Raw genomic sequence first — 23223 nt, 5'->3', positions numbered from 1 at the left:
TCATTCCGCTACATATTCGGGCAATTCAGCCGCATCCAATGCCTGGGCCAGACGCGATTCCTCGTTGAAGTAACGTGCGCGCTCCCAGAATTTCGGCCGGCCGATACCGGTCGACCGGTGGCGACCGATGATCCGGCCGTTGGGATCTTCTCCGACAATGTCGTAGAGGAAGACATCCTGCGTGGTGATGATGTCGCCTTCCATGCCGACCACTTCGGTCACATGGGTAATGCGGCGCGAACCGTCCCTGAGACGCGCGGCCTGGACCACCACGTCGATGGAGGAAACAATCATCTCGCGCAGCGTGCGCGAGGGCAGCGAAAAGCCGCCCATCGTGATCATGGATTCAAGCCTGGAAAGAGCCTCACGCGGTGAGTTGGCGTGAAGCGTTCCCATCGATCCGTCGTGACCCGTATTCATGGCCTGGAGCAAGTCGAAGGCCTCCGGGCCGCGTACCTCACCAACGATGATCCGCTCAGGACGCATACGAAGACAGTTCTTGACGAGATCGCGCATCGTGATTTCGCCCTCGCCCTCAAGGTTTGGCGGGCGGGTTTCAAGTCTCACCACATGCGGCTGCTGCAGCTGCAGTTCCGCGGAGTCTTCGCAGGTAATGATGCGTTCGGTGTTCTCGATGTAGGCGGTCAGACAGTTCAAGAGGGTCGTTTTCCCCGAACCGGTACCGCCGGAGATCAGAACGTTACACCGTGAGCGTCCGATGATCTGCAGGATCGTGGCCCCTTCGGGCGTGATCGAGCCGAACTTGGTGAGCTGATCAAGGGTCAGCTTGTCCTTCTTAAACTTACGAATTGTGAGTGCCGGCCCGTCGATTGAAAGCGGCGGCGCAATCACGTTCACACGAGAGCCATCGGGCAAGCGCGCGTCACAGATCGGGCTGGCGTCGTCGACGCGTCTGCCGACCTGGCTCACGATGCGCTGACAGATGTTCATCAGCTGGGCGTTGTCACGGAAGTTGACGCCGGTCTGTTCGACCTTACCGGCGGTCTCGATATAGACCGTGTGTGCGCCGTTGACCATGATGTCGGCGATGTCGTCGCGAGCAAGCAGTGGTTCCAGGGGACCATAGCCGAGGACGTCGTTGCAGATGTCCTCCAGCAGGTCTTCCTGCTCCGCGATGGACATCACAACGTTCTTCAGCGCGATGATGTCGTTAACAACGTCACGTATCTCGTCGCGGGCGTCTTCAGCGTCAAGACGTGCGAGCTGTGACAGGTCGATCGCTTCCACGAGAGCGTTGAAGATCTGCGCCTTTGTCTCGTAGTACTCGTTGTTCTTCTTGCGAGGCGACGGTGTCGATTGCGGCGGCTCCGGTGCGGGCGCCGGCGCCGGCGCTGCAGCAGGGGCCGCTGCCACCGGTTTCTCGGTCTCTGCTGGAGGCGCAGGCGCTTCCTTTTCGGCTTCCTGAACCGCATTTTCCGGTTCTGCAGGAGCGTCCGGCAAACCGGGAACGCCGCCGGGGCGAACGGCCGAGGATCCAGAGGATGAATTACCGCGTCTTCCAAACATAACGATCAAAAGCTCCGCTTAAGAACCGGTCAGCCGTTCTTACGTTTCAGTTTCGAGAACAGCCCGCTCAGAGGTGAGCGCGCCACCTTGGCTGGCTGGACCTTGCCCGAAATCACCTGGGACATGTCGTCAAACAAACGCGCGACGGCATGTTTTCCATCCATCTCACCGATCATCTGACCGTTGTTGGCCGCTGTTCCGAAGAGCTGGGGCTCGAACGGGATTGAAGCCTGAACAGTCAGGCCGAGTGCGGCTGCAAATTCGTCCGGCTTGATTTCCGGACGCTTGGGAACATTGACCTTGTTCATCACAAGATGCGGCGGACGATCGTTCGGCCGCAGCTGCTTCAACATGTCGACCGTGTTTTTCGCGTTGCGCAGATTGGCCAGATCCGGTTCCGCAACAAGCACGATTTCGTCGACGTTCAGCAGCGTGTTCTTGACCCAGGCGTTCCAGGTGTGCGGAACGTCGAGAACGACATTCGGCACACTTGTGCGCATGGTCTCAAGAAGCATCTCGAAAGACTTTTCGCTGTGATCGTACGTTCTTTCCAGGGTTGCCGGTGCCGCCAGCAGGCTCAGCTGCTCGTTGCACTTGGACAATATGCGGTCGAGGTATGTTTCATCGAGCCGGTCAGGCTGCGAGATAGCCTCGAACACGCCCTGAAGCGGGTCCTGATTGTAGTCCAGCCCGGCTGTGCCGAACGGCAGGTCCAGGTCGGTAATCACAACTTCGCTCTGGAAGTTCCTGCCGAGAGACCAGGCGCTGTTATGCGCAACGGTCGATGAACCACATCCGCCTTTCACGCCGAAGAAGGCAATCGTCCGGCCCAGTGGTTCGGACTCCGGGTCACTGTATTGTTCGGCGATCGCACCGATGAGCTGATACACGTTGACAGGTGAGATCAGATACTCACTTACGCCGCGTGCGATCAGATCCCGGTAGAGCGAGACATCGTTCACATTGCCGATCACGATCACCTTGGTACCGGCATCGCAGTATTCTGCAAGCTGGTCGAGACTGGGGATGAGTTCTTCCCGCTGTCCGTTGCTTTCGACGATGATCAGATTTGGCGTCGGCGCCTGCGCGAAGACATCGATTGCTGCCGGTATCCCGCCCATATCGAGTTTCAGATGCGCCTTGGCCATCCGCCTGTCTTCCATGGCCGTCTCAGCGACACGCATGGTGGCGTCGGTCAGGCAGAAACCGTGAACGGTAATGCGCGGAACGGAGCCTACGTTTGCCGACTCGTCAAATCCGGCGCTTTGCTGCTCGGCCTGCTCGGACATAGGATCGAGATAGCCTGGCATATCTTTCAATTCTGCGTTCGTGCTCATTCTTCCACCTATTCTGAGACTTCTGCCCCAACACCCTCAGTGTAACTGCTGGTGGTCACGTCACCGCTGCGGTAGTTTTCGATGACTACTGCGCGACGTTGCTGGTCTACCGGCGTTGACGCTCTTGGCGTGATCAGGTCGGACGGGTTGTCGACCATCGCGGCAAGGTTGGCCTGTGTCGAACATCCATAGTTCTCGTACTGCAAGTTCCTATTGATGCCGCCACCGATGTTCTTCGGCCAGGCGCCACACGGTCCGGCCGTAGCCTGCAGAGCAGCGTAAGAAAGCCGGATCGGCGCCTCCGCTTTCGGATCCTGGACCGCGTAGGTTCGCGTGGAAATGTGGGAGCGGGTCACACCGCCGCGTTGCAGCGCTGTGCGGATGTCTCCGGTAACTGCATGGACAGCCGCCTCGTTGGCACCGCCAGAAGGAACCAGAATTTCCACCGACCCGTTGCCTTTCCGGCGCGACTCGACCGCGAAGGCAGTGATCGTGTTTTCGATTGGCCCGTAGAGATTGCGCGTGCTCTGCCCGATCGGCAGATCAAGCGTTTCCGGTTCTTCGGTTATGACAATGGGGTGCCTGTACCGGTAGTCATGCGAGGCGAGCAGCTCGGCGTTCGATTCGCTGCGCCCCTGGCAACCGGCCGCGACCAAACATCCCGCTATGACAAAGGCGGATTTGGATACGGCTGACAACCGGACTGTTTTGTTCGTCTTCATCCGTCCGTCCTCACTTATAGATAAATCCGACTTGGCCATGGTATTCACCCTCGACCACGTCCCCAGCGGGATTGTAGATTTTATTTAGCCGGTTCAAGAAAACCGATTCAGCATCGGTCGGTGGCATAAGGTTGTCCCCCGGCTGTGACAGTTTCTGTGCCGCTACAGGGCGAACCACATAGGGCGTGACGAAAACCGCCAGCTCTGTCTGATCGCGCAGGAAGTCACGGCTCTTGAACAGCGCACCCAGAACCGGGATTTGCATAAGACCGGGGATCCCTTCGAGCGACTGCTGGTAGGATTCCTGCAGCAGGCCCGCCATCACCAGCGTTCCACCTGACGGCAATTCCATCGTCGATTCCGCCCGGCGTACCTTCAGCGCGGAGATGGTAATTCCACCTGCGGTCACAGCGCCTTCGTTGCTGAGCTCACTCACTTCCGTCAGAACTCTCAGGCTGATGCGCCCTCCGGACAGGACCACGGGCGTGAAGTCGAGCCCGACGCCGAATTTCTTGAATTCAACGCTGACCGTGTCGTTGTCCTGCGCGACCGGGATCGGGAATTCACCGCCGGCCAGGAAACTTGCGTTTTCACCCGATATCGCGGTCAGTGTGGGTTCGGCCAAGGTCTTGATGACACCGTCGCGCTGGAGCGCCTGGACCTGTGCGCTGATCGAAGCCGATCCGCTTGCAAATGAGAAGCCTGCCGTTGCCTGGTTGACGATGGAGGGGTTCACATTGAAACCGGGTGTGTTCGAGAAGGACGGGGTCCAGTTGCCGGTCCCGACCGATCCGGAGAACTGAACGCCGAGCTGCTTGATGATCGAGCGTTCGACCTCTGCGACCGTTACCTTCAGGTGGACCTGATCCTTGCCGGAAACCGCAATCAGATTGACAACATCGGTTGCGTCGGCGCCCTGGAACTTCGCGGCGATATCGGCGGCCTGCTGTGCCTCGAGCGTGCTGCGGGCGGATCCGCTCAGGATCACGTTCCCGTTGACCGATTCTGCCGAGATGTTGGTGCCCGGGATGAGTTTCCGGATGATCCTGGTCAGATCCGAGGTGTCCGGCTCAACGCGCAGGTCGAAACTTGCGAGTTCGCGTCCGCTGCGGCTGAACAGCACCAGACGCGCCTGACCGGCCGTGTTGCCGAGAACAAAGATCCGTCGTGGCGTCCTGAGCACCGCATCGGCGATCTCTGGATTGGATACCAGAACATCGGCGGCGTCTTCGGCCAGATTGATGACAACCGAGCGGCCGACACCGACATTCAATATGCGTCCGCTGGCGCGCTCTCCGGCCGCCACGTGGACCTGGCTGGGGAAGTTGCCCTGAGCCTGCGTTTCAGGAACCGACACTCCCAGTGCCGCTCCGACTATGGCAGCCACTGCCGCGAATTTAAGAAGATGGTTTCTCATCGCGCCCCTCACGCTGGACGTTCTCGTCTGGTCCGGTCTCATGGCGTCATTGCCTTGCTGGTGATGCCGTATTTCACGTAATTCACGTCGTTACGGCGGCTGTTGTCCTCTTCGGCGTCATCGGCCGAGTCCTGCGCGCTTCGCAGCGCCAGCGCGATCGTTCCTGTCTGCTGGGCCTGTGCAACGATTTCCGATTCAGCGAGGGTCAGCTCCAAGGTTGCCGTCTTTTTGGGAGACAGGTTTTTCTGGTCCTGCTCGCCTGCGGTGGTCGCATCAATGGCCAGCACCCTTTTGTTTTCCAGGATGGTTTCGCTGAAGGCCGCGTCATCGAGCCGGCGTGTCAGGATGAGGTCGACCTTGTCACCCGGCAGAATGAAGCCACCCGCCGTTGTCTCCGCTTCCACGCTGACGGCGATGGCACGCTTGCCCTTGGGGAGAATGGCGGCCATGAACCCCTTGTCGGTATTGATCAACCGCTCCGGCCGGATCGGCTCGCCGGCGAATATCGGTGCCTTGGCAATGCGGCCCATGAATTCTTCGTCTGCGAATGGATCGGACTTCTTGGTGACCGCCCCTCGTGGAAGGGCGTCTTCCGGCCAATCCGACCAGGAGAAGTTGTCTTTGGTCAGCTTCCCGCCGAGCGGAATGTCCACTTCGGCGATAAGCACCTCGACTTTCGCGGTTTTCGCGGGGGCCTGAACAATTTGTGGCGCCGGCTCACCTCCTGACAACATCACCATGCGGAATGCCAGTAAGCCTGCTACCACTGCGATCGCCAGTACTATGATTCGAGCGAATTTCATGACAAAAACCCAATGATCCTGTTCGCAGATGCGTTCTGTGAGCTTAGGATGACGGGTAATTGGTCAAAACATGGTTAACCAGGAGTAGAAGTTTTCAGTTAATTTTCGTTAACTTTACTAAAAGCCTTCTTAATTCAACTTCAATTTGCGAAAAATATCGCCCATTTCCGCCAAATTACGTGCATATGACTAATGCACGCGCGACAACGCCACATTTTCAAAATGGGGAAAACTGCGAAATCATTTCAGGGATGAACCTGCGCAGTCCGCCTAAACTCCGGCACAAAGGTCGCCATAACGACGCGAACAACGCACAGCAGCGCACTCAGCAAGTGACTTTGCAACGCAGCCGGTCACCCGGTTCAACAGAATGATTTTAGTAGAGTTGACCGATCTGCTGAAACCAGATCGTTGTCGGATAGACCTTCAGACCGGCAATGGCGATCGCAATGCCGTAAGGGATCCCGCTTTTCCGGTCATGAAGCCTGGCAAGCCACTCCTGGCGCGCCAACATCGCGGGCAAGATGATTTTGCTGCGCATATACAAAAGACCGAATGTCAGCAGCATGCCGTAGAATGAAACGAACACGAGGAAGATAACCAGCTCGGGTGTGAAACCGATCCATAAAGAGATCGCGCTGATGAATTTGACGTCGCCGCCACCCATCCAGCCGAAAGCGAAGAATGCAAAGCATACCGGAAAGACCACCAGCAGCCCCAGCGCGTGTGTTCCCCAACCGGTAAGAGACAGACCGGTTGCCAGAGCCACAACTGCAAAGCCGGCGATCAAGAGTAGGGAAACCCGGTTCTGGATTGTCATGGTCAGCATGTCCGATGCGCCGCCGAAAGCAACGAGCATTGGAAACACCACCAGGAGAGCCGCCTCTATCATGACGATACCATTCTTCTTGTCTTGACCGTGCCCATCATAAATTCCGAGAGTTAACGAAAGACGGATGGGCAAAAAAAAACGGGCAGTCTCCTGCCCGTTTCTTACTAAGCGAACGCTGTTGCCAGCGACGCTTTATTATTTTACGGAATCGTCCAGTTCGTCAGAAATCGACGTGAAGACGTTCTGCAGCGAGGTGCCTGCCAGAGAGACAGCTGCAATGATAACGACGGAAAGCAGGCCAGCGATGAGGCCATATTCGATTGCAGTCGCGCCGGATTCGTCTTTTACGAAACGGTTGATAAGAGTTTTCATTTTCTTTGCTCCAAGTACCACTGAGTTGACAGCTTCAAGTCCGACGGCTCTTGTTTTTGTCCGTTCGAACATGGGCTCACCCTAGGACAGAGAAATTTCCAACACGTTAAAGCGACCAATTAATTCAGGCCCTTTCTTGCCAAATATAACTATAGTTAAAAAACGGTATAGATAAGAAGCAGTTAATTCGCCCTTATTATTGTAGTATTTATAAATAAAAAACAAAACTAACCCCATCAGAGCTTCAAGTCTTCTGATATCATATTACACGAAGAGAGATTTTTCGTTTAATTTAGTCCTAAAATCGAGATATATATTCCGCTATCGTAAATTTTCGCCATGCCAGAAACTTGCTTTCCTGATTGACCGGCAAAACAAATCCTGAAAACCACTCTATTCACTGACTTCGACCAAGCATTTCGAAGCTCAATAGTTCTTTTTCTTATTTTTGCGGCGTTAGCAGATCGTTCACCACGTTTGGTGCATCATCTCGAAAGCAACGACACTAATGGAGTATTCATAAGCATGTTTATGAACCTGATGAAATGGACTGGCGTGCTTGTGTTTGCAGTTCAATCAAGCATCGTAATGGCTCAGGACGGACCTGTTATGGTGACAGTTGACCGGGCGAAGATCTTCCGTATCGAAGACGGCGCCTCGGCAGTCATCGTCGGCAACCCGTTCATCGCCGATGTGTCCATGTTTGACGAAACAACGGTCGTGATCACCGGCAAAAGCTATGGCTCGACCAATCTCGTCATCCTGGACAAGGACAACAAGCCAATTGTCGATGAAACAATAACGGTGCGTGCGTCGGACGACGATACCGTCGCCGTCTACCGGAAATCGGCTCGCTCGACAATGTCCTGCAATCCGAACTGTGAGCCCACGATGCGTCTGGGCGACAACACAGAAGCCTTCAACGGAGTAGCCGAACAGGCGACTTCCAGAAACACCATGGCGGCCAGCGCAGCTGGCTCGAACTAAGTGCCATGAGAACGTGAGTGATCAATGAGTGGCAAGGTCAAACACCGGCGGTTTTTAGGTAGCAGGAAGTTACGGTCTTTCCTGAAGGATCGTGAAGGTGTGACCGCCATCGAGTTTTCGATGGTGGCCTTGCCCTTTTTCATTCTCGTTTTCGGCATCATGGAAGTCGGCATCGCGATGTTCGTGAACCGCCTTGTCGACAACTCGGTCATCAGCGCCGCGCGTTTGATCAGAACCGGACAACACGCAGACATAAACAACACCGCCGATTTCAAAAATTCGATCTGCGGTTTCATGCCGACATTCATGTGCGACACCGACAGGATTGTCCTTGAGGTAGAGAGTGTCGATACCTTTGCCGATGCCGGTTCGACGGACAGTCTTTACGATGAAGACGGCAACCTCAAAGAGGATGACGACCTCACCTACGACATCGGCGGCGCGGGAAGCATCGTGGTCGTCAAGGTCATTTACAAATGGCCGATGATGACGTCGGCATTGAACCTTGCTCTCGATGACAACGGCACAGAACGCAACCTCACATCAACAATGGTATTCCGCAATGAACCCTGGGAATGATTTCAGGACACGCCTTGCAGACAAAGGCCGTGTGATCGCGGACCGGGTTTCCGGTCTTTGGCGCGACAATCGCGCCGTGTCCGCTGTGGAATTCGCCATGATCCTGCCGTTCATGTTCTTCCTGCTGATTGGAATGACCGAACTGGCCGATGCGCTCAACCAGGACAGAAAAGTCAGCCGCATAGCCAACTCTATTGCCGACTTGATAGCCCAGGAAGAAGCAGTTTCCAGCGGCGACCTCGATTCGCTGCTGGATATCGGCGAGAAAATTCTGGATCCCTATCCGTCCGACAACCTGCAAGTCATCGTCGCCAGCATTACTTTCGATGAAGACGGCGATGCCAGCGTCGACTGGAGCAGGGACACCGCAGGAACCGTGCCCTGGACAGCAGGGTCCGCACCGCCGATCACATTGCCCGGTACCGTCGCCGTTGCAAACACGTCGATTGTCGTCGGTCAGACCAACCTGACCTACACTCCGAATTTCGCCGGCGCGTTCTCCAGTATCTTCGACTGGAGCCCATCAGCACTCGACCTCACAGATACCTATTATCTGACGCCGCGGATCACCGGTACAGTGACCTGCAGCAACTGTTGAACCCGATTCGGGAAAACCGCAAACACGTTTCCAGTATTTGTATCGTCGTATTATCCGGGTATGGTCTCGGCTGAGTGTTGCGCTGCAACAATACCGATTCAGTCAGAGATTTTAACCGATGGCGACAAACAAGACCTATGAGCAGATTTCCGTTGGCGATTCAGCGGAAATCGTTCGCGAGTGTTCAAGCAACGATCTGCTGGTATTCGCGCATGCCTCCGGCAATCGCAATCCGATCCACCTGCCCGACACGGACTGGACCGGCGACGGCAAGGTCGACAAGCCGGTGGCACCCGCCATGTGGGTCGGTGGACTTGCATCGGCTGTCCTCGGCAACATCCTCCCCGGCCCCGGCACCGTCTACAAGTCACAATCCTTCCGCTTCCTCGGGGCAGCGGCCGTCGGCGACCATTTGCACGTGAAAGTCACGGCAACGGAAAAAAGGCCGAACAATATCGTAATCTTCGATCTTACCGTCACACGCGGCGACGGTGTTCGTCTCGTGGAGGGCGTTGCTGAGGTCGCGGCCCCGACGGAACCGATCGAATTCGACTCAAGCGACATTCCGGCCCTTCTCGTGCAACGGCATCGACACTTCAACAGAATGATTGAAATGGCGAAAACACTGCCCGCATTGCCGACTGCGGTTGCGGCCCCGGACGATCCCAATTCTCTCGACGGCGCATTGATGGCCGCGCGCGAAGGGCTGATTCACCCAATCCTCATCGGAGCGAAAGACAGGATCGAAAACGCCGCAAAGGAACTCGATGAGGATATCAGCCCGTATCAGCTGATTGACATCGAGGATGAGATGGAAGCAGCCGGCCGCGCGGTCGCGATGGTACATGAAGGCAAGGTCAAGGCGGTCATGAAAGGCCACCTGCACACAGATCATCTTCTGCATCACGTGGTGAAACGCGATGGCGGTCTCAGAACCAAGCGCCGGATCAGCCATGTCTTTGTCATGGACATTCCGGGCCGAAAAACGCCCGTCCTGATCTCCGATGCGGCGATCAACATTACGCCGGACCTCAACACCAAGGTCGACATCACGCAAAATGCCATCGACGCGGCCCGGTCGCTGGGTCTTGAAACGCCTCGCGTCGGCATTCTCTCAGCGATCGAGACCGTGAACCCGGCAATCCCGTCAAGCCTGGATGCCGCGGTTCTTTCCAAAATGGCCGAACGCGGACAGATCACCGGAGCGGTCGTCGACGGTCCCCTGGCCATGGACAATGCGATTGACGTTCAGGCGGCCCGCACGAAGGGCATCACGTCGCTTGTGGCCGGACACGCGGAAGTCCTGATCGTGCCCAACCTTGAGGCGGGCAACATGCTGGCCAAGGAACTGACGTTCATCGCCCACGCGGAGGCCGCAGGCCTTGTCATCGGCGCAAAGGTTCCGGTCATGCTGACAAGCCGAGCCGATGACGGCCGGGCCCGGCTGGCCTCTTGCGCGCTTGCCCTGCTTTATGTGCACTGGCAGGCAAACGGTGCTCCGGTCGGCATTCTCGACCGCGAGGAGGACTGATATGGCTCCGGTCATACTGGTCCTCAATTCCGGTTCGTCTTCGATCAAATTCACGCTTTATCTTGGAGCGACGGTCCAGCTCGACGGGCAAATTTCCGGTCTCGGTGCCGCGCCGCATATCAAGCTGCACTCCGAGGTGACCGGCACCTCTATCGACCGGCCGCTGACACCTGAGGAAGGCCACAGCCACCAGACCGCGCTGGCGGCGCTCCTCCCGGTTCTCGAAGAAGAGCTGAAAGGTCAAGCGGTCGATGCGGTCGGTCACCGGGTCGTTCACGGTGGCACATCGCATGCAGCTCCCTTAAAGCTGACGGACGCTGTGATTGCGGATCTGAAGAAGCTTCAGCCGCTGGCGCCGTTGCACCAGCCACATAATCTTGCCGGGATCGAAGCGGCGCACGCGGCCTTTCCGACGGCCTTGCAGACTGCCTGTTTCGACACCGCCTTCCATCGCAAGCACCCATGGGTAAACGATACATTCGCCCTGCCGCGGCCGCTTTATGACGAAGGTGTCCGCCGTTACGGCTTTCACGGCCTGTCCTACGAATATATCTGCAGCCATCTCAAGCAGACCGCTCCCGAGACCTATGCCGGCAGAGTGATCGTGGCCCATTTGGGCAACGGGGCTTCCATGTGCGCAATCCGCGACGGTCAAAGCATCGGTTCGACAATGGGTTTTACTGCTCTGGACGGGTTGCCGATGGGAACGCGCTGCGGACAGCTCGACCCGGGTGTCGTTCTCTACCTCCTAACCACAAAAGGCATGTCACCCGACGCAGTCTCCGATCTTCTATACAAGGAGTCCGGCCTGAAAGGTCTTTCCGGCATCAGCCAGGATATGCGCACCCTGACCGAAAGCAGCGACCCGAAGGCCGCGGAAGCGATCGACTATTTTGTTTTTCGCATCAGGCGTGAACTCGGCGCCATGGCGGCGGTGCTTAAGGGATTGGACACGCTGGTGTTTACCGGCGGTATCGGCGAAAACGCGGCACTCATCCGGGAAAAGGTGTGTGCGGATCAAGACTGGCTGGGGCTTTCCGTTGACCCGGTCAAGAACCGGGAAGGCGCAACGGATATTTCCGCCAAAGCATCACGCATCAATGTCCTGGTAATCCCGACCAATGAAGAAGAAATGATCCGCCGGCACACACACGCCCTGATGCAAGCCTAACCGCGGCCCGTTTAACGCCTGTCAGCCGGGTCGAGCAAAACGGCCAAGTCGTCTTCAAATGTTCTGAGGACAGGCCGGTAGTCGGCATGCACGACCGGTTCGAAACCGCCGGGCAGATCGGGCTCGATTGCAAGATAGGCGTCGGGAGCCTCGCGGCGCATGTCCATCAGTCCGGCACGCAGGCGCCGTTTGAGGGCATCAGGCATGCCCTTGTTGATGCTGTGGGCCGAATAGGGAATGGGCGGCGACCTCCAAACGATTTCCAGATCCTTGAACCCCTTGCCGCCAGAGACGTAATAGTCATTCAAAGTGCCTGCCGTGAACCCGTTCTTGGCCTCTCCTGCCAGGCTCGACCAGGCAAGAGTGGCCTGCACGCGCCCATCCAGAAGCGCCCGGATGCCTTCAACAGGGTTCTGGACTTCCACCAGGGTCTGGAAATGGCTGCGCGCATCAATTCCGTCAGCAGCAAGATTGGCAAGCGGTACCCGGAACGCGGCGACCGCGTGCTTGTTACCAACCGCAAGCCGTGTACCTTTCAGATCTTCCAGCGAAGTTTTTTCAGCTCCACGCTTGCCGACCAGTATCGCATAGAACCGTGCGGGAAAATCGTCCGGCCCTGCCGTGACCAGCGGTTCTACGCATTCGCAGAGCCGATGTGCAGCCGCATAGGCGGAAGGAGACAACCGGACATAGTCGATGCGCCCGTTGGCGATCCCCTCAACAGCTTCTCCAAGCGTATCGAGGAGAAACAGGTCGACGGGCAAGTCGGCGATTTCCTCCAGCGCAAGGCGAAAGGGTTCGACACGTTGGCGCGCATTCTCGTCAGAAGCGACCACAACGCCGAGGCGCAGGCGATCCGGCATGTCCGAAAGGTCTTCGGCCTCCGCAGAATTGACCAGACAGACCAGCGCGAGAATCAGCGTAAAAAATCTCGTCCAATTGACCAAAAACATAGTCCCGTCATAACTCTTTGACAGAATTAATAAATTCTTTTCCCGCCCGAAGAATCGCTCACAAACCAGACTGGACTGCTCAATGCGCGATGCTATCACGACCGTTGTCTTCGATATAGGTAATGTCCTGATTGAATGGAATCCCGAATTTCTTTACCGGCGCCTCATTCCCGATGAGCTGGAGCGAAAGACCTTTCTGGAAACAGTTTGCACAGCTGACTGGAACGTGCAGCAGGATCTTGGCCGCTCCTGGGAGGAGGCAATTGCGACGCTAAGTGAACAGTTTCCGGACAAAACGGACCTGATCGCCGCCTATTCGGACCACTGGCACGACATGGTCCCGGGAGAGGTTCCAGGCACGGCAAGCCTTCTGGAAGCCCTGAGGGAACAGGGCATTCCGCTTTATGCCATTACAAATTTTTCGTCCGAAAAGTTCCTTGAAGCACAAGCAAGATTTCCGTTTCTCAAGACCAGCTTTCTGGACATTGTCGTTTCGGCGGAGGAAAGGCTGATCAAGCCGGATCGGCGCATCTATGAGGTCCTGTTCAGCCGCAATGACCTAAAGCCTGAAACCTGCCTGTTTATCGACGACTCGCACGCAAATGTTCTGGCAGCACGTGATGCCGGCATGACGGCCCATCATTTCCACTCTGCAGAGGCGCTTCGCGAAGATCTTGACCGCCTTGGACTGCTCAGCCTTCAAAGCCTTCCAGCACGTTGACGCAATTGGTTCCAAGCGCGTCCACGGCGTATCCTCCCTCCAGGAGAAACAGGGTGGGAACACCTACCTTTGCAAGCCGCTGGCCAAGGAGAATGTAATCCTCGCTCTTGAACTTGAAGCCGGAGATCGGATCCTTCTCAAAACAGTCCAGGCCAAGTGACACGATCATCGCATCGGGCTTGTAGACCAAAAGCCAGCGGCAGGCTTCTTCCAGGGCTTGCGTATAACCCTCCCAGTCGGTGCCGAGCGGAAGCGGCCAATTGCGCGTAAACCCTGTGCCGGCATGCTCGCCGGTCTCATCCGCATACCCCAGGAAGTAAGGGTATTCGTCCTTCGGATCGGCGTGGATCGAGAGGAACAGAATATCGGGACGGTCGTAGAACAGCGCCTGTGTCCCGTTGCCATGATGGTAGTCGACATCCAGAATGGCGACCCGGTTCAACCCGTTGTCACGCAGATATTGCGCCGCGACGGCAGCGTTGTTGAAAAAACAGTAGCCACCAAAGAAATCGAACCCGGCGTGGTGCCCCGGCGGCCGGCAGAGCGCGAAAGCGGACTGGTCTCCATCCAGAAGCAGCTTGGCGGCCGTCAGTGCGGTGTCCGCGGATGCACGTGCTGCCTTGTAGGTGTGCTCCCCCAGGGGCGTCCCTGCGTCCATGGAGTAACGTCCCAACAGGCCGTCAATGTGGTCGATTTCAACGTCCTGGCGCAGGCTTCTGATGGGCCAGACAAACGGGAATGCCTCATTTACCCTGCCCGCAGCCGTCCACCTGTCCCAGAAGCCTTCCAGGAACGAAACATAGTGCGGCGCGTGGACCCGATGCAAAGGCCGGATCGGAAAGTCGCCAGGCGCAAGCACTTCGCCGACTTTACGCTCCTTGACGGTTTTCAGAACGATTTCAGCCCGGCTCGGTATTTCGACCGCCGGTTTCAGTTCGCCGTCTGAAATCTCCTGAGACGGCGCATGCGCGAGCTGGAGGTCAGAAAAAACCGTCTTCAAGTGCTGCCCCCTCTGCCCTCATTGCTTCACACCGCCTCTGCTGCCACCGGATCCAATGTATCCTATCTCAGGAAAAACGGAATTCGGTCACGTGACTGTAGCCCTCAGACGGTTGTAACAGGACAGGGGTAAATTCTTTCTGATTGATGCTGTCAGGCCAGCGCTGTGCCTCAAGACACAAACCGGCATGAGGGCCGTAGGTCTTGCCACCGAGACCGGGCACCGGAACATTCAGACGACCGGCGTCGTAAAGCTGCAAGCCGGGTTCTGTCGTCCACACTTCCATGCGCCTTTCTCCGGCACCATCTTCAAGCGCTGCTGCAAATTCGACGGACGGCCGCTGCTCTTCGGCCAAACAGAAATTGTGGTCATAGACAACGCCCTCTTCCCCGGCCTTCCGGCGGAGCCGCCGTCCGTCCTGAAAGTCATAAGGCGTCCACTCGACCCGCCTGACCTCGCCTGTTGGAATCAGCAACTCATCAACCGGCAAGTAGCGTTCGGCGGCAATCTCCAGTGAATGGTCGAGGATCGTATCGCTGCCATCCAGATTGAAGTAGCTGTGCTGGGTGAGGTTGACGGGTGTTGTCTTGTCCGTTGTAGCTGTGATCTTGACCCTGAGCGCACCGGATCCGGTCAGCGTGTAGCGCACAAGGGTTTCGACACGACCGGGATAACCCATGTCACCATCTTCGGAAATCAGCTTGAGCAGGACACTGGCCTTATCGCTCTGCTCCAGTTGCCAGACCCGTTTGGAAAACCCAAGTGTCCCGCCATGAAGGTGGTGGCGCCCGCCATTGTTGCGGTCGAGCTGATAGGTTGTGCCTTCGACAACAATCCTTCCATCCGCGATCCGGTTTGCACAACGGCCGGCAATCACACCGAAATAGGGTGAGTGATCCACATAACTCTCAAGATCTGCAAACCCCAAAACGACTGATTGCCCATCCACCTTCAGGTCCCGGATGATGGCGCCGAGCGTCAGGACAGACGCTTCCAGCATTCCTTTTTTCAAGGTGATCTCCTGAACGGGCGTGCCGTCAGGAAGGGTGCCGAATTCGCTGATCATGCATTCTCCCCACCAGAGCAAACGAAAACGAAAGAGGCGGCAGGATCATCTGCGGCCGGAAGATAAGTCGTCACTAGATTGTCTGATTGTACTCGCCGACTTCAGGGTTTTCCCTCAGCACGCCGTCGACTGCCCGGAACATTTCGTGCAGGCGTTCCTCGGAGACCGGGCTTTCGACAACGACCACAAGTTCCGGCTTGTTGGAGGATGCGCGCACAAGGCCCCAAGTGCCGTCTTCGCTGACAATGCGTATACCATTGACGGTGACGAGATCGGTGATCGGTTGACCGGCGACCGTTTCACCTTTTTGCCGCATGTCTTCAAACCGGGATATGACGCGCTGAACGACGTCATATTTTATTTCGTCGGCACATTTCGGCGACATCGTCGGTGAGCCCCAGGTTTTCGGAAGATCACGGCGCAGATCCGCCATGGTCTTGCCCGGGTTCCTGTCGAGCATGTCGAGAATTGCAATGGCTGAGACGAGCCCGTCGTCATAACCGCGGCCAATCGGCTTGTTGAAGAAGTAATGTCCGGATTTTTCAAATCCGACGATCGCGTCAAGGTCCCTGACACGACGCTTGATGTAGGAATGGCCGGTCTTGTAGTAGTCGGTCTTGGCGCCGTTCGCCCTGAGCACCGGGTCCGTGTTGAAAAGACCGGTCGATTTCACGTCGACGACAAACTGGCTGTCTGCGTGAAGCGCGGAGATGTCCCGCGCCAGCATGACACCGACCTTGTCCGCGAAGATCTCTTCACCCTCATTGTCGACAACACCACAGCGATCACCGTCACCATCGAATCCGAGACCGACCTCCGCACCGGTTTCCAGGACCTTGTCCCTGAGTGCATGCAGCATTTTCATGTCTTCGGGATTGGGATTGTAGCGCGGGAATGTGTGGTCGAGTTCGGCATCGAGCGGGATGATGTCCGCTCCGAGCGCTTCCAGGATCCTCGGCGCGAATGCCCCGGCGGTGCCGTTTCCGCAGGCCGCAACGACCTTGATCGGGCGCTTCAGTTTTGCGCGCTCGGTCAGGTCCTTGAAATAGAGTTCCGGAAAACCGTCCACGAACCGGTAGCTGCCACAACCTCTCGGGTCAAACTCCGCTTCCAGCACGATTTCCTTCAATCGCCCCATCTCGTCCGGACCAAAGGTTAGCGGACGGTCGATGCCCATCTTCACACCGGTCCAACCATTGTCATTGTGAGATGCGGTGATCATCGCAACGGCGGGAACGTCCAGGGCAAACTGTGCGAAATAAGCCATTGGCGACAGGGCGAGGCCGATATCGTGCACATTGACCCCGGCGGCCAGCAGACCATTGGTGACGGCCATCTTGATCGAAGCGGAATAGCCGCGGAAGTCGTGTCCAACGACGATGTCGGGTCGAACACCGCGTTCATGGATAAGCGTGCCGATCCCGATGCCAAGCGCCTGCATGCCCATGAGGTTGATTTCTTTTTCAAACAGCCAGCGGGCGTCGTACTCGCGAAAGCCGGTCGGCTTCACCATCGGCTGGGATTCATACTCGTAGGTATTGGGAACCAAGCTGGGGCGCGGTTTTGGAAACATCAGTGCCTCTCGAGTACCTGAGGGAGAACATGTGCTGGCGTGAAACGGCGTACGGACCTGTTACTGAACGAGTACAAGCGTGCCGCTGGATATGTCAAACCGCTTGAGCTGGCTTAGGGCGGACATTCCCAGGAGCGGTACGCGCAACCGGTCATCGCCCAGAACCATGGCTTCCACGTTCTGGAACCGGATCGCTCCAATCCGAACCCTGTCGATTACCGTCCTTGCCGCATAGACCGTTCCGTTCGCCGTGGACATGGGAATAGTGTAATCGGATGCCGCAACAAAGATGCCTGCGTCCTCGGCAATCGATTCCGGCAACACCGTGACCGTTGCACCCGTATCGACAAGCATGTCCATGGCACGGCCGTTGACATAGGCATCGGCAACATAATGACCGCTGCGATCGACCGAAATGCGATGCATTCTCGGGCCTGAGCCGCGATCAGCTTCAGCCGTTTCGCGTGGTTCCTGGCGGGCTGAATCCAGGCGTGCCTCAACAAGGATCGGCACAACGGGTGCGATCCCGACAAGCAACAACAGGATGATGACATACCGCAACATGACGGAGCCCGCGTGGTTCGACTGGATCTCCGGCGTACCACAGTTTCCTTAGCGGCCTGTAAAGCCAATTCAGACGATTTGATCTGCCAGCCCGGCGATGTCTTTCTCTTGAGGTGCACTGGACTGCGCACCGGTTGCCAAGCAGGCAAGCGCGCCGGCTGCGACACCCTCTTTGAGCGCTCGTTCCAAGGGCTTGTCGGCATCAAGTGCAGCAGCGAGCGCACCGCAAAACGCATCGCCGGCACCAGTCGTATCGACTGCCTTGATGGCCGGTGACGTGTAGCCAAGTCTTTTGTCGCTCGTCCCCGCCAACACGCCATTCGCCCCGAGGGTCACCACAACGGTCCGGGTCGGTGATGCGAACCGTTCGACAAAGTCCTCCGGAGTGCCGGAAAGGCCCGCGCTTCCGGCAATTGCCGCAGCTTCGCTTTCATTGACAACCAGCGTGTTAACCTGTTCGAGACATTCAAGAACGGATTCATCTGGAACGGGCGCCACGTTCCAGAAAACGCGGGTGCCCGCCCGGCTTGCCCGATCGATCGCGGAACAGACCTCAGCGAACGGAATTTCGCCCTGGAGCACCAGCGTGTCACCGTCATCGAGGCAGCCACTCAGCCAATCCGCTTCCACGCGGGCATTTGCACCATTGGCAACAATGATCTGGTTTTCTCCGGCCGCGTCGATGCCGATAAAGGCCAGCCCCGAAGCGCCCGGCAGGGTCCGGACGCCCGACAGATCGACCCCGGCCTCGCGCATGTTGGCAAGCGCCAACTCTCCAAAGGCATCCTGACCGACGGCGCCGATCATCCTGACGCTTGCGCCCGCGCGTCTTGCCGCAAGGGCTTGGTTCGCCCCCTTGCCACCCGGGAAAGTCTGATGGTCGGGACCACTGACGGTTTCACCCGCCGTGGGCAACCGCAGAACCGAGACGACGAGATCAAGATTGATGGAGCCGAAGACCGTGATCATGATGCTGTGTCGGCGTTACTTTGTGCCGTACATCCGATCGCCGGCATCGCCGAGGCCAGGCACGATATAGCCTTTTTCGTTCAGCTTCTCGTCAATTGCCGCCGTATAGATCGGAACATCGGGATGCATTTCGTTGAATTTTGCAACGCCTTCCGGAGCTGCAAGAAGGCAAAGGAACCGAACATTGTTGGCGCCGCGTTCCTTGAGCTTCTGAACGGCTGCGATGGCAGAGTTTGCCGTCGCCAGCATCGGATCGACGACAATGACGAGACGTTCGTTCAAGTCTTCCGGTGCCTTGAAGTAATATTCGACCGGCTGAAGCGTTTCCGGGTCCCGATAAAGGCCGATATGCGCAACGCGCGCAGACGGAACGAGCTCCAGCATGCCTTCCAGCAAGCCGTTTCCTGCGCGCAAGACCGAAGCGAAGACAAGTTTCTTGCCGGCCAGGGTTGGCGCCTGCATTTCCGCAAGCGGCGTTTCGATGGTCTGTCGAACCAGTGGCAGATCGCGGGTGACCTCATAGCACAGCAGCGTGGAGATCTCGCGCAGCAAACGCCGGAAGCCCTGGGTCGATGTGCCCTTGTTACGCATAATGGTGAGTTTGTGCTGGACCAGCGGATGGCTGATGACATTGGCTCCGGACATGGAAGCAGACCTTTCGTAACTCATTGCAGCCATTTGCAAACTCAAGCGATTGATGTCAAATGGCTTTCTGGCTTTGTTATTGCTTTTAACAGCCGCCTGTGACGGCCGGCTGCAGCCCCGTTGGTGATGACTTAGGCGGGTATCGGATCGCGGTTTGAACAGCTACCCCATTTAAGTGTTCTTACCTTGGTAGCACGAGGAAAGAAAATACTAAAAGCAGCGAAAGGCACTCGGCACCTAAGCTGTGAAAAAGCGCAAGCATCCATGCAGCACAAACAACCCGGTCACTCGAGCGGCTAGAGGGCGCGACTTAGCCGCCAACCCCCAAAGCACGTGTTCGACCCACCGTTACGGCGTGTGGCTGTCGTGAATGGTGCCTTGCCTGAATGGTGTGTACCGCATTCGTCGTGCGCCTTACGGGTGACAGCGACGTAACCGTCTGCGCGGGCATCTTTCTTCTTCTTTCCATCACCCTGGCTACGATCCACTCGCCAAGGCCCCAATTTATGAGGAATGTCGCAACGATTGTGATGGAGTACTGGATCTTTATGGCCTCGAAACTCCATTCGGCCGAACCGGCAAGCGCACCAGACCCCAGCAAAAGGCGTGCGGTCACGACCATCGCAAGATACGAATAGCTGCGAATGCTCCAGGCAATGTGCCGCTCCAGATCACCGGACATGATGGTGTGAACAGCAATAAGAGTTGCAAGGCACCAAGCGGCCGCTCCGGCCGTATAGGCAATGCTGGTCAACAGCATGTCATGGTAGAGACTCCATGCAAGCGGGACCGCCGTCGTCGACGCGATGAGGGACGAAACGACATAAGACTTTCCAAGCATTGCGTGCCAGCGTGATTTGCCGCCGCGCAGGATCAGAAGGAACTGGACAGCGCCACTGACCATGGCAACAGTTCCAGCAATACCGTGCACGAAGAAGGGCAGTTTCGGATGCGCCGCGGCCATCTTGAGGAACATGGACGTTCCGTAGACCAGGGGAAAAGACTCCTGAACTTGCGCACCCAACTGCCATGCGACGTAAAAGACCATTTTCCAGGTTATGAAGGCTGCGAAAACCAGGCAGAAGAGCAGCAACAAGACGGCACTGACCTGCAACACCTTTTGCCGATACGGCACGTTTTGCAATATGGCTGAACAGTTTTTGGCAAAGCCGACAGGTGCTGGTCGCATCAGAATGTCCTCGACGGTTTTCAACGCGGCAAGCAATTTGCCGCCCCCAAGGTCAATCTGTGCGGAAAGGGGTCCGTTTCCCTGTGACGCAAGACACTCCAAAACCACCGGAATTCCGACGCAGCGCTTTACAAAGAAAAATCAAGCCTGAAGCAGGAAGCATCGCGAGACGGCATTTCAACGTGTTGGCTGGACAATCAGGACAACAGGCGTTCTTTGAACCCTGCCGCAAGAAGCTCAAGGCCAACTTGATAAGGCGTGCAAGCAGTTTCCAGCCGAAACGTCTTGCTGCATAGGGTTTAGGGGTGGTGACACACACCCGTTTCGACGGGCGTTTCGTTGCTTTCAGCGGGAGGACGACCGTTACTCGTCATCTCCGGGACCTACGCCCCGAACGGCAACCAAAAAACAGCCCCGGGGTTGAGAAATCGACCGAGTTTGTCCGTACCGGGCGACGATTGCTGCAGGACGTGATTGCCCGCGCGGCTCGTGCCGCCTTCCAGAATGCAAGTCAGCGGCAATTGTTCGGCAGTGACGTCCAGCTCGCTGCGCAAGAGATCGGCGAGCTTGTCCGTGAGGGCCATGGTTATCGCACGTATCTCAATCATCCTGTCGCGCACGCTTTCTTCCGTCGGCGCTTCGGGCCCGTCCTTGATCTTGAGGACACCGGTTTTGACGAAAACGGCGGCGTGCGTGTCATCGGCCGGAACCGCCAGCAGGTTCAGGTCCTCGACTTCGAGGCCCGCCCAGGCAAACGGTTCCACCAGGGAATAGACCATATCCTGAGCGGCCAGGTGAAATGGAAAGACAGTGGCCTCGGAACTTCCGGTGCCACCTGAATGCCGGAAGCTGTCTCCCAGCGAAATGTCACCTGCTTCGGCGCCCCCGAGCCACACCGGCGCCAGCGCTTCCAACAGCCGGTCCATCAGCTTTAGCGCACTGACAGCTCCGCCGCCTTCCCTTGCCAAACGCACCATGAGAAGACCGGGACGGGTGAAATACCCTTCCGAAAAGAAGTCGGAGCGCAGAGCAAGCGCTTCACCGAGCCGTTTGAGATGCTGCTGCAAAGCTTCCAGCAGGTCCGTGTCATCCTGCAGGTCCCATTGGAGCCCGAAAGCGAGCTCATCCTTTTCCATACGGATCAGCGTCTCCGCGTCAACCCGATAGGGGTCGGTCATCTCGCTTGAAAAGGACCCCGACGCAAACATGTGAAACGCCGCCAGTGCCGATGCCTGCTTGCCCGAAACACGGGTTTCGGTCATCCGGTCCTCATAGTGCCAGCCAACCGGATGCATCGTTTTCATGTAAGCGCTGAGAACGGCCAGATCGGCGGCGGACGTCAACATCTGTTCCGCGCCCTCAAAGGATCGCGCACTTGCGAGCGCTGCCCATCTGTCAATGCCGCCGGCTTCAAAGTCCCGCCAGACACCGTAAGGCGGAATGTGAAACTCCGGATAATTTTCCTTGGTGGTTTCAAGTACCATCAGCAACGCATCGCTGAGCTTTGATAAGTCCACCTCGACATGCTTCAAACCGGAGTCCGTGGCGATGCCCAGCAGATCATGCGCGCGGCGCCGTACTTCCTGGGGTTTGAAAAGATCCAGGTTCGGGTTTGACGTGTCCATGGCGTCCCGGCTCCGTTACGTGTTGCCGACTTGTGGTTTCGCGCTGTCCAACCTTACCAGCAAACGCGTTTTCGTCGCGTCGTCGCAGAAGGCCGCCTCGATCGCAGTCTTCGTGACGTCCATCTGTTCCTCAAAGCCCCACCCGAACGTTTCGGCAACAGAGGTATATTCCTTGCCGAGCGTCGTTCCGAAGAACGGCGGATCGTCGGAGTTCAGCGTGATCTTGATCCCTTCCTTGCGCAGAATATTCACCGGGTGAAAGCGCAGATGGGAATAGACGCCAAGCGCAATGTTGGAGCCGGGGCAGACTTCAAGAACAACATCCTCGTCGACAAGCCGCTTGACGAGCTCCTTGTCCTCAATTGCGCGGACACCGTGACCGATGCGCTTCACGCGAAGGAATTCAATGGCGGCGATCACGCTATCCGGTCCGCCGAACTCTCCCGCATGCGCCGTAATCCCGAGCCCCGCCTCGGCAGCCATGCGGAACGCACGCGCAAAGTTGGCCGGATGCCCGGAACGCTCGTCGCCTGCAAGGCCGAAACCTGAGACCAGTGGATGCGGGTTTGCAACAACCTCCCGGACGACGCGTTCGACGGACGCCGACCCGAAGTGGCGGACGCCGATCGCGATCATCCGTCCCTCGATTGCCGTGTCGGTCTTGGCCCGCTCGATCCCCGCAGCAAGGCCTTCGACATAAGACTTGTAGGACAAGCCGGCGGCCTGGGCGTGATCTGGCGAGATGGTTATTTCGCCGTAGATCGCACCTTCCGCCGCAAGCATTCTGAAATAGGTTTCCGCCAGGAGGGCGTAGTCGGCCTGCGTCTTGAAGACGGAGCTGGCAACGTCATAGGCTTTCAGGAAACTGGTGAAGTCGGACCAGATATACTTGCCCTTGGCGTCAATGACTTCCGAAACATCCACGCCATGCTGTTCCGCAAGACGTCTGACCAGGCTGGGCGGAGCGGCGCCTTCAATATGGCAATGCAATTCAGCCTTCGGTACGTTCAACGTTTCAGTCATTTCAGGCGTGACCTGCCTT

General features: G+C 57.3%; 23 protein-coding genes. 6 read left to right on the top strand and 17 right to left on the bottom strand.

The features are described from left to right. The 7 genes from RBB47_RS26330 to RBB47_RS26300 all read right to left on the bottom strand — a co-directional run bounded on the left by RBB47_RS26330 (position 1) and on the right by RBB47_RS26300 (position 7010). Positions 1–1527, bottom strand: a complete 1527-nt coding sequence (locus tag RBB47_RS26330) for a CpaF family protein (protein WP_305988894.1) — start codon at positions 1525–1527, stop codon at positions 1–3. Between the two features lie 29 nt (positions 1528–1556). Beyond that, positions 1557–2864 (bottom strand): CpaE family protein, encoded by a 1308-nt coding sequence (locus tag RBB47_RS26325; RefSeq protein WP_305988893.1) that lies wholly within the window; start codon positions 2862–2864, stop codon positions 1557–1559. Positions 2865–2872: 8 nt separating this feature from the next. Next, the gene (locus RBB47_RS26320) at positions 2873–3586 is read right to left on the bottom strand and encodes a CpaD family pilus assembly protein (protein WP_305988892.1); all 714 of its coding nucleotides are present in this window, start codon (positions 3584–3586) and stop codon (positions 2873–2875) included. A 10-nt stretch (positions 3587–3596) separates the two neighbouring features. After that, positions 3597–5003: a type II and III secretion system protein family protein gene (locus RBB47_RS26315; RefSeq protein ID WP_305988891.1), complete on the bottom strand. Its 1407-nt coding sequence runs from the start codon at positions 5001–5003 to the stop codon at positions 3597–3599. Positions 5004–5041: 38 nt separating this feature from the next. Continuing rightward, entirely contained in the window at positions 5042–5806 is a 765-nt protein-coding gene (gene cpaB, locus RBB47_RS26310) for a Flp pilus assembly protein CpaB (RefSeq protein ID WP_305988890.1), read from the bottom strand. Between the two features lie 376 nt (positions 5807–6182). Beyond that, complete coding sequence (locus RBB47_RS26305; RefSeq protein ID WP_305988889.1) at positions 6183–6698, bottom strand: prepilin peptidase; 516 nt, start codon at positions 6696–6698, stop codon at positions 6183–6185. A gap of 135 nt (positions 6699–6833) precedes the next feature. Then, the gene (locus RBB47_RS26300) at positions 6834–7010 is read right to left on the bottom strand and encodes a Flp family type IVb pilin (protein WP_305988888.1); all 177 of its coding nucleotides are present in this window, start codon (positions 7008–7010) and stop codon (positions 6834–6836) included. A gap of 525 nt (positions 7011–7535) precedes the next feature. On the opposite strand from RBB47_RS26300, the gene RBB47_RS26295 reads away from it, so the two are divergent. From RBB47_RS26295 to RBB47_RS26275, 5 genes are all read left to right on the top strand, one after another. Then, entirely contained in the window at positions 7536–7997 is a 462-nt protein-coding gene (locus RBB47_RS26295) for a pilus assembly protein N-terminal domain-containing protein (protein ID WP_305988887.1), read from the top strand. Between the two features lie 24 nt (positions 7998–8021). Further along, entirely contained in the window at positions 8022–8576 is a 555-nt protein-coding gene (locus tag RBB47_RS26290; RefSeq protein WP_305988886.1) for a TadE/TadG family type IV pilus assembly protein, read from the top strand. Beyond that, entirely contained in the window at positions 8560–9174 is a 615-nt protein-coding gene (locus tag RBB47_RS26285) for a TadE/TadG family type IV pilus assembly protein (RefSeq protein ID WP_305988885.1), read from the top strand. Before RBB47_RS26290 ends, RBB47_RS26285 begins: the two co-directional genes overlap by 17 nt. A 118-nt stretch (positions 9175–9292) precedes the next feature. Continuing rightward, a complete protein-coding gene (locus tag RBB47_RS26280; protein ID WP_305988884.1) occupies positions 9293–10705 on the top strand; it encodes a bifunctional enoyl-CoA hydratase/phosphate acetyltransferase in 1413 nt (470 codons plus the stop codon). Between the two features lies 1 nt (position 10706). After that, complete coding sequence (locus tag RBB47_RS26275) at positions 10707–11876, top strand: acetate/propionate family kinase (RefSeq protein WP_305988883.1); 1170 nt, start codon at positions 10707–10709, stop codon at positions 11874–11876. An 11-nt stretch (positions 11877–11887) separates the two neighbouring features. On the opposite strand, the gene RBB47_RS26270 is transcribed toward RBB47_RS26275, so the two are convergent. Next, entirely contained in the window at positions 11888–12829 is a 942-nt protein-coding gene (locus tag RBB47_RS26270; RefSeq protein ID WP_305988882.1) for a phosphate/phosphite/phosphonate ABC transporter substrate-binding protein, read from the bottom strand. Positions 12830–12911: 82 nt separating this feature from the next. Between RBB47_RS26270 and RBB47_RS26265 the strand changes: the two genes are divergently transcribed. After that, entirely contained in the window at positions 12912–13550 is a 639-nt protein-coding gene (locus RBB47_RS26265) for an HAD family phosphatase (RefSeq protein ID WP_305988881.1), read from the top strand. On the opposite strand, the gene RBB47_RS26260 is transcribed toward RBB47_RS26265, so the two are convergent. The 9 genes from RBB47_RS26260 to RBB47_RS26220 form a co-directional block, all read right to left on the bottom strand. Further along, complete coding sequence (locus RBB47_RS26260) at positions 13522–14550, bottom strand: histone deacetylase family protein (RefSeq protein ID WP_305988880.1); 1029 nt, start codon at positions 14548–14550, stop codon at positions 13522–13524. The genes RBB47_RS26265 and RBB47_RS26260 overlap by 29 nt on opposite strands. A gap of 67 nt (positions 14551–14617) precedes the next feature. Next, positions 14618–15616: an aldose epimerase family protein gene (locus tag RBB47_RS26255; RefSeq protein ID WP_305988879.1), complete on the bottom strand. Its 999-nt coding sequence runs from the start codon at positions 15614–15616 to the stop codon at positions 14618–14620. Between the two features lie 73 nt (positions 15617–15689). Then, a complete protein-coding gene (locus RBB47_RS26250; protein WP_305988878.1) occupies positions 15690–17189 on the bottom strand; it encodes a phosphomannomutase/phosphoglucomutase in 1500 nt (499 codons plus the stop codon). 60 nt (positions 17190–17249) lie between these two features. After that, the gene (locus tag RBB47_RS26245) at positions 17250–17753 is read right to left on the bottom strand and encodes a TIGR02281 family clan AA aspartic protease (RefSeq protein WP_305988877.1); all 504 of its coding nucleotides are present in this window, start codon (positions 17751–17753) and stop codon (positions 17250–17252) included. Positions 17754–17822: 69 nt separating this feature from the next. After that, on the bottom strand, positions 17823–18722 hold the full coding sequence (locus RBB47_RS26240; RefSeq protein WP_305988876.1) for a ribokinase: 900 nt from the start codon (positions 18720–18722) through the stop codon (positions 17823–17825). A 15-nt stretch (positions 18723–18737) separates the two neighbouring features. Then, entirely contained in the window at positions 18738–19367 is a 630-nt protein-coding gene (gene upp, locus RBB47_RS26235) for a uracil phosphoribosyltransferase (protein WP_305988910.1), read from the bottom strand. A gap of 310 nt (positions 19368–19677) precedes the next feature. After that, entirely contained in the window at positions 19678–20556 is an 879-nt protein-coding gene (locus RBB47_RS26230; protein WP_305988875.1) for a DUF2306 domain-containing protein, read from the bottom strand. A 383-nt stretch (positions 20557–20939) separates the two neighbouring features. Beyond that, a complete protein-coding gene (locus RBB47_RS26225; protein ID WP_305988874.1) occupies positions 20940–22181 on the bottom strand; it encodes a DUF1688 family protein in 1242 nt (413 codons plus the stop codon). A 15-nt stretch (positions 22182–22196) separates the two neighbouring features. Next, positions 22197–23204, bottom strand: a complete 1008-nt coding sequence (locus RBB47_RS26220) for an adenosine deaminase (protein ID WP_305988873.1) — start codon at positions 23202–23204, stop codon at positions 22197–22199. Positions 23205–23223: the final 19 nt, after the last annotated feature.

The sequence above is a fragment of the Roseibium sp. MMSF_3544 genome (genome assembly GCF_030732845.1).
In the GTDB taxonomy this organism is placed as follows: domain Bacteria; phylum Pseudomonadota; class Alphaproteobacteria; order Rhizobiales; family Stappiaceae; genus Roseibium.
The sequence above is the reverse complement of the archived record's forward strand: the minus strand, read 5'-3'. Positions and strand labels throughout refer to the sequence as shown.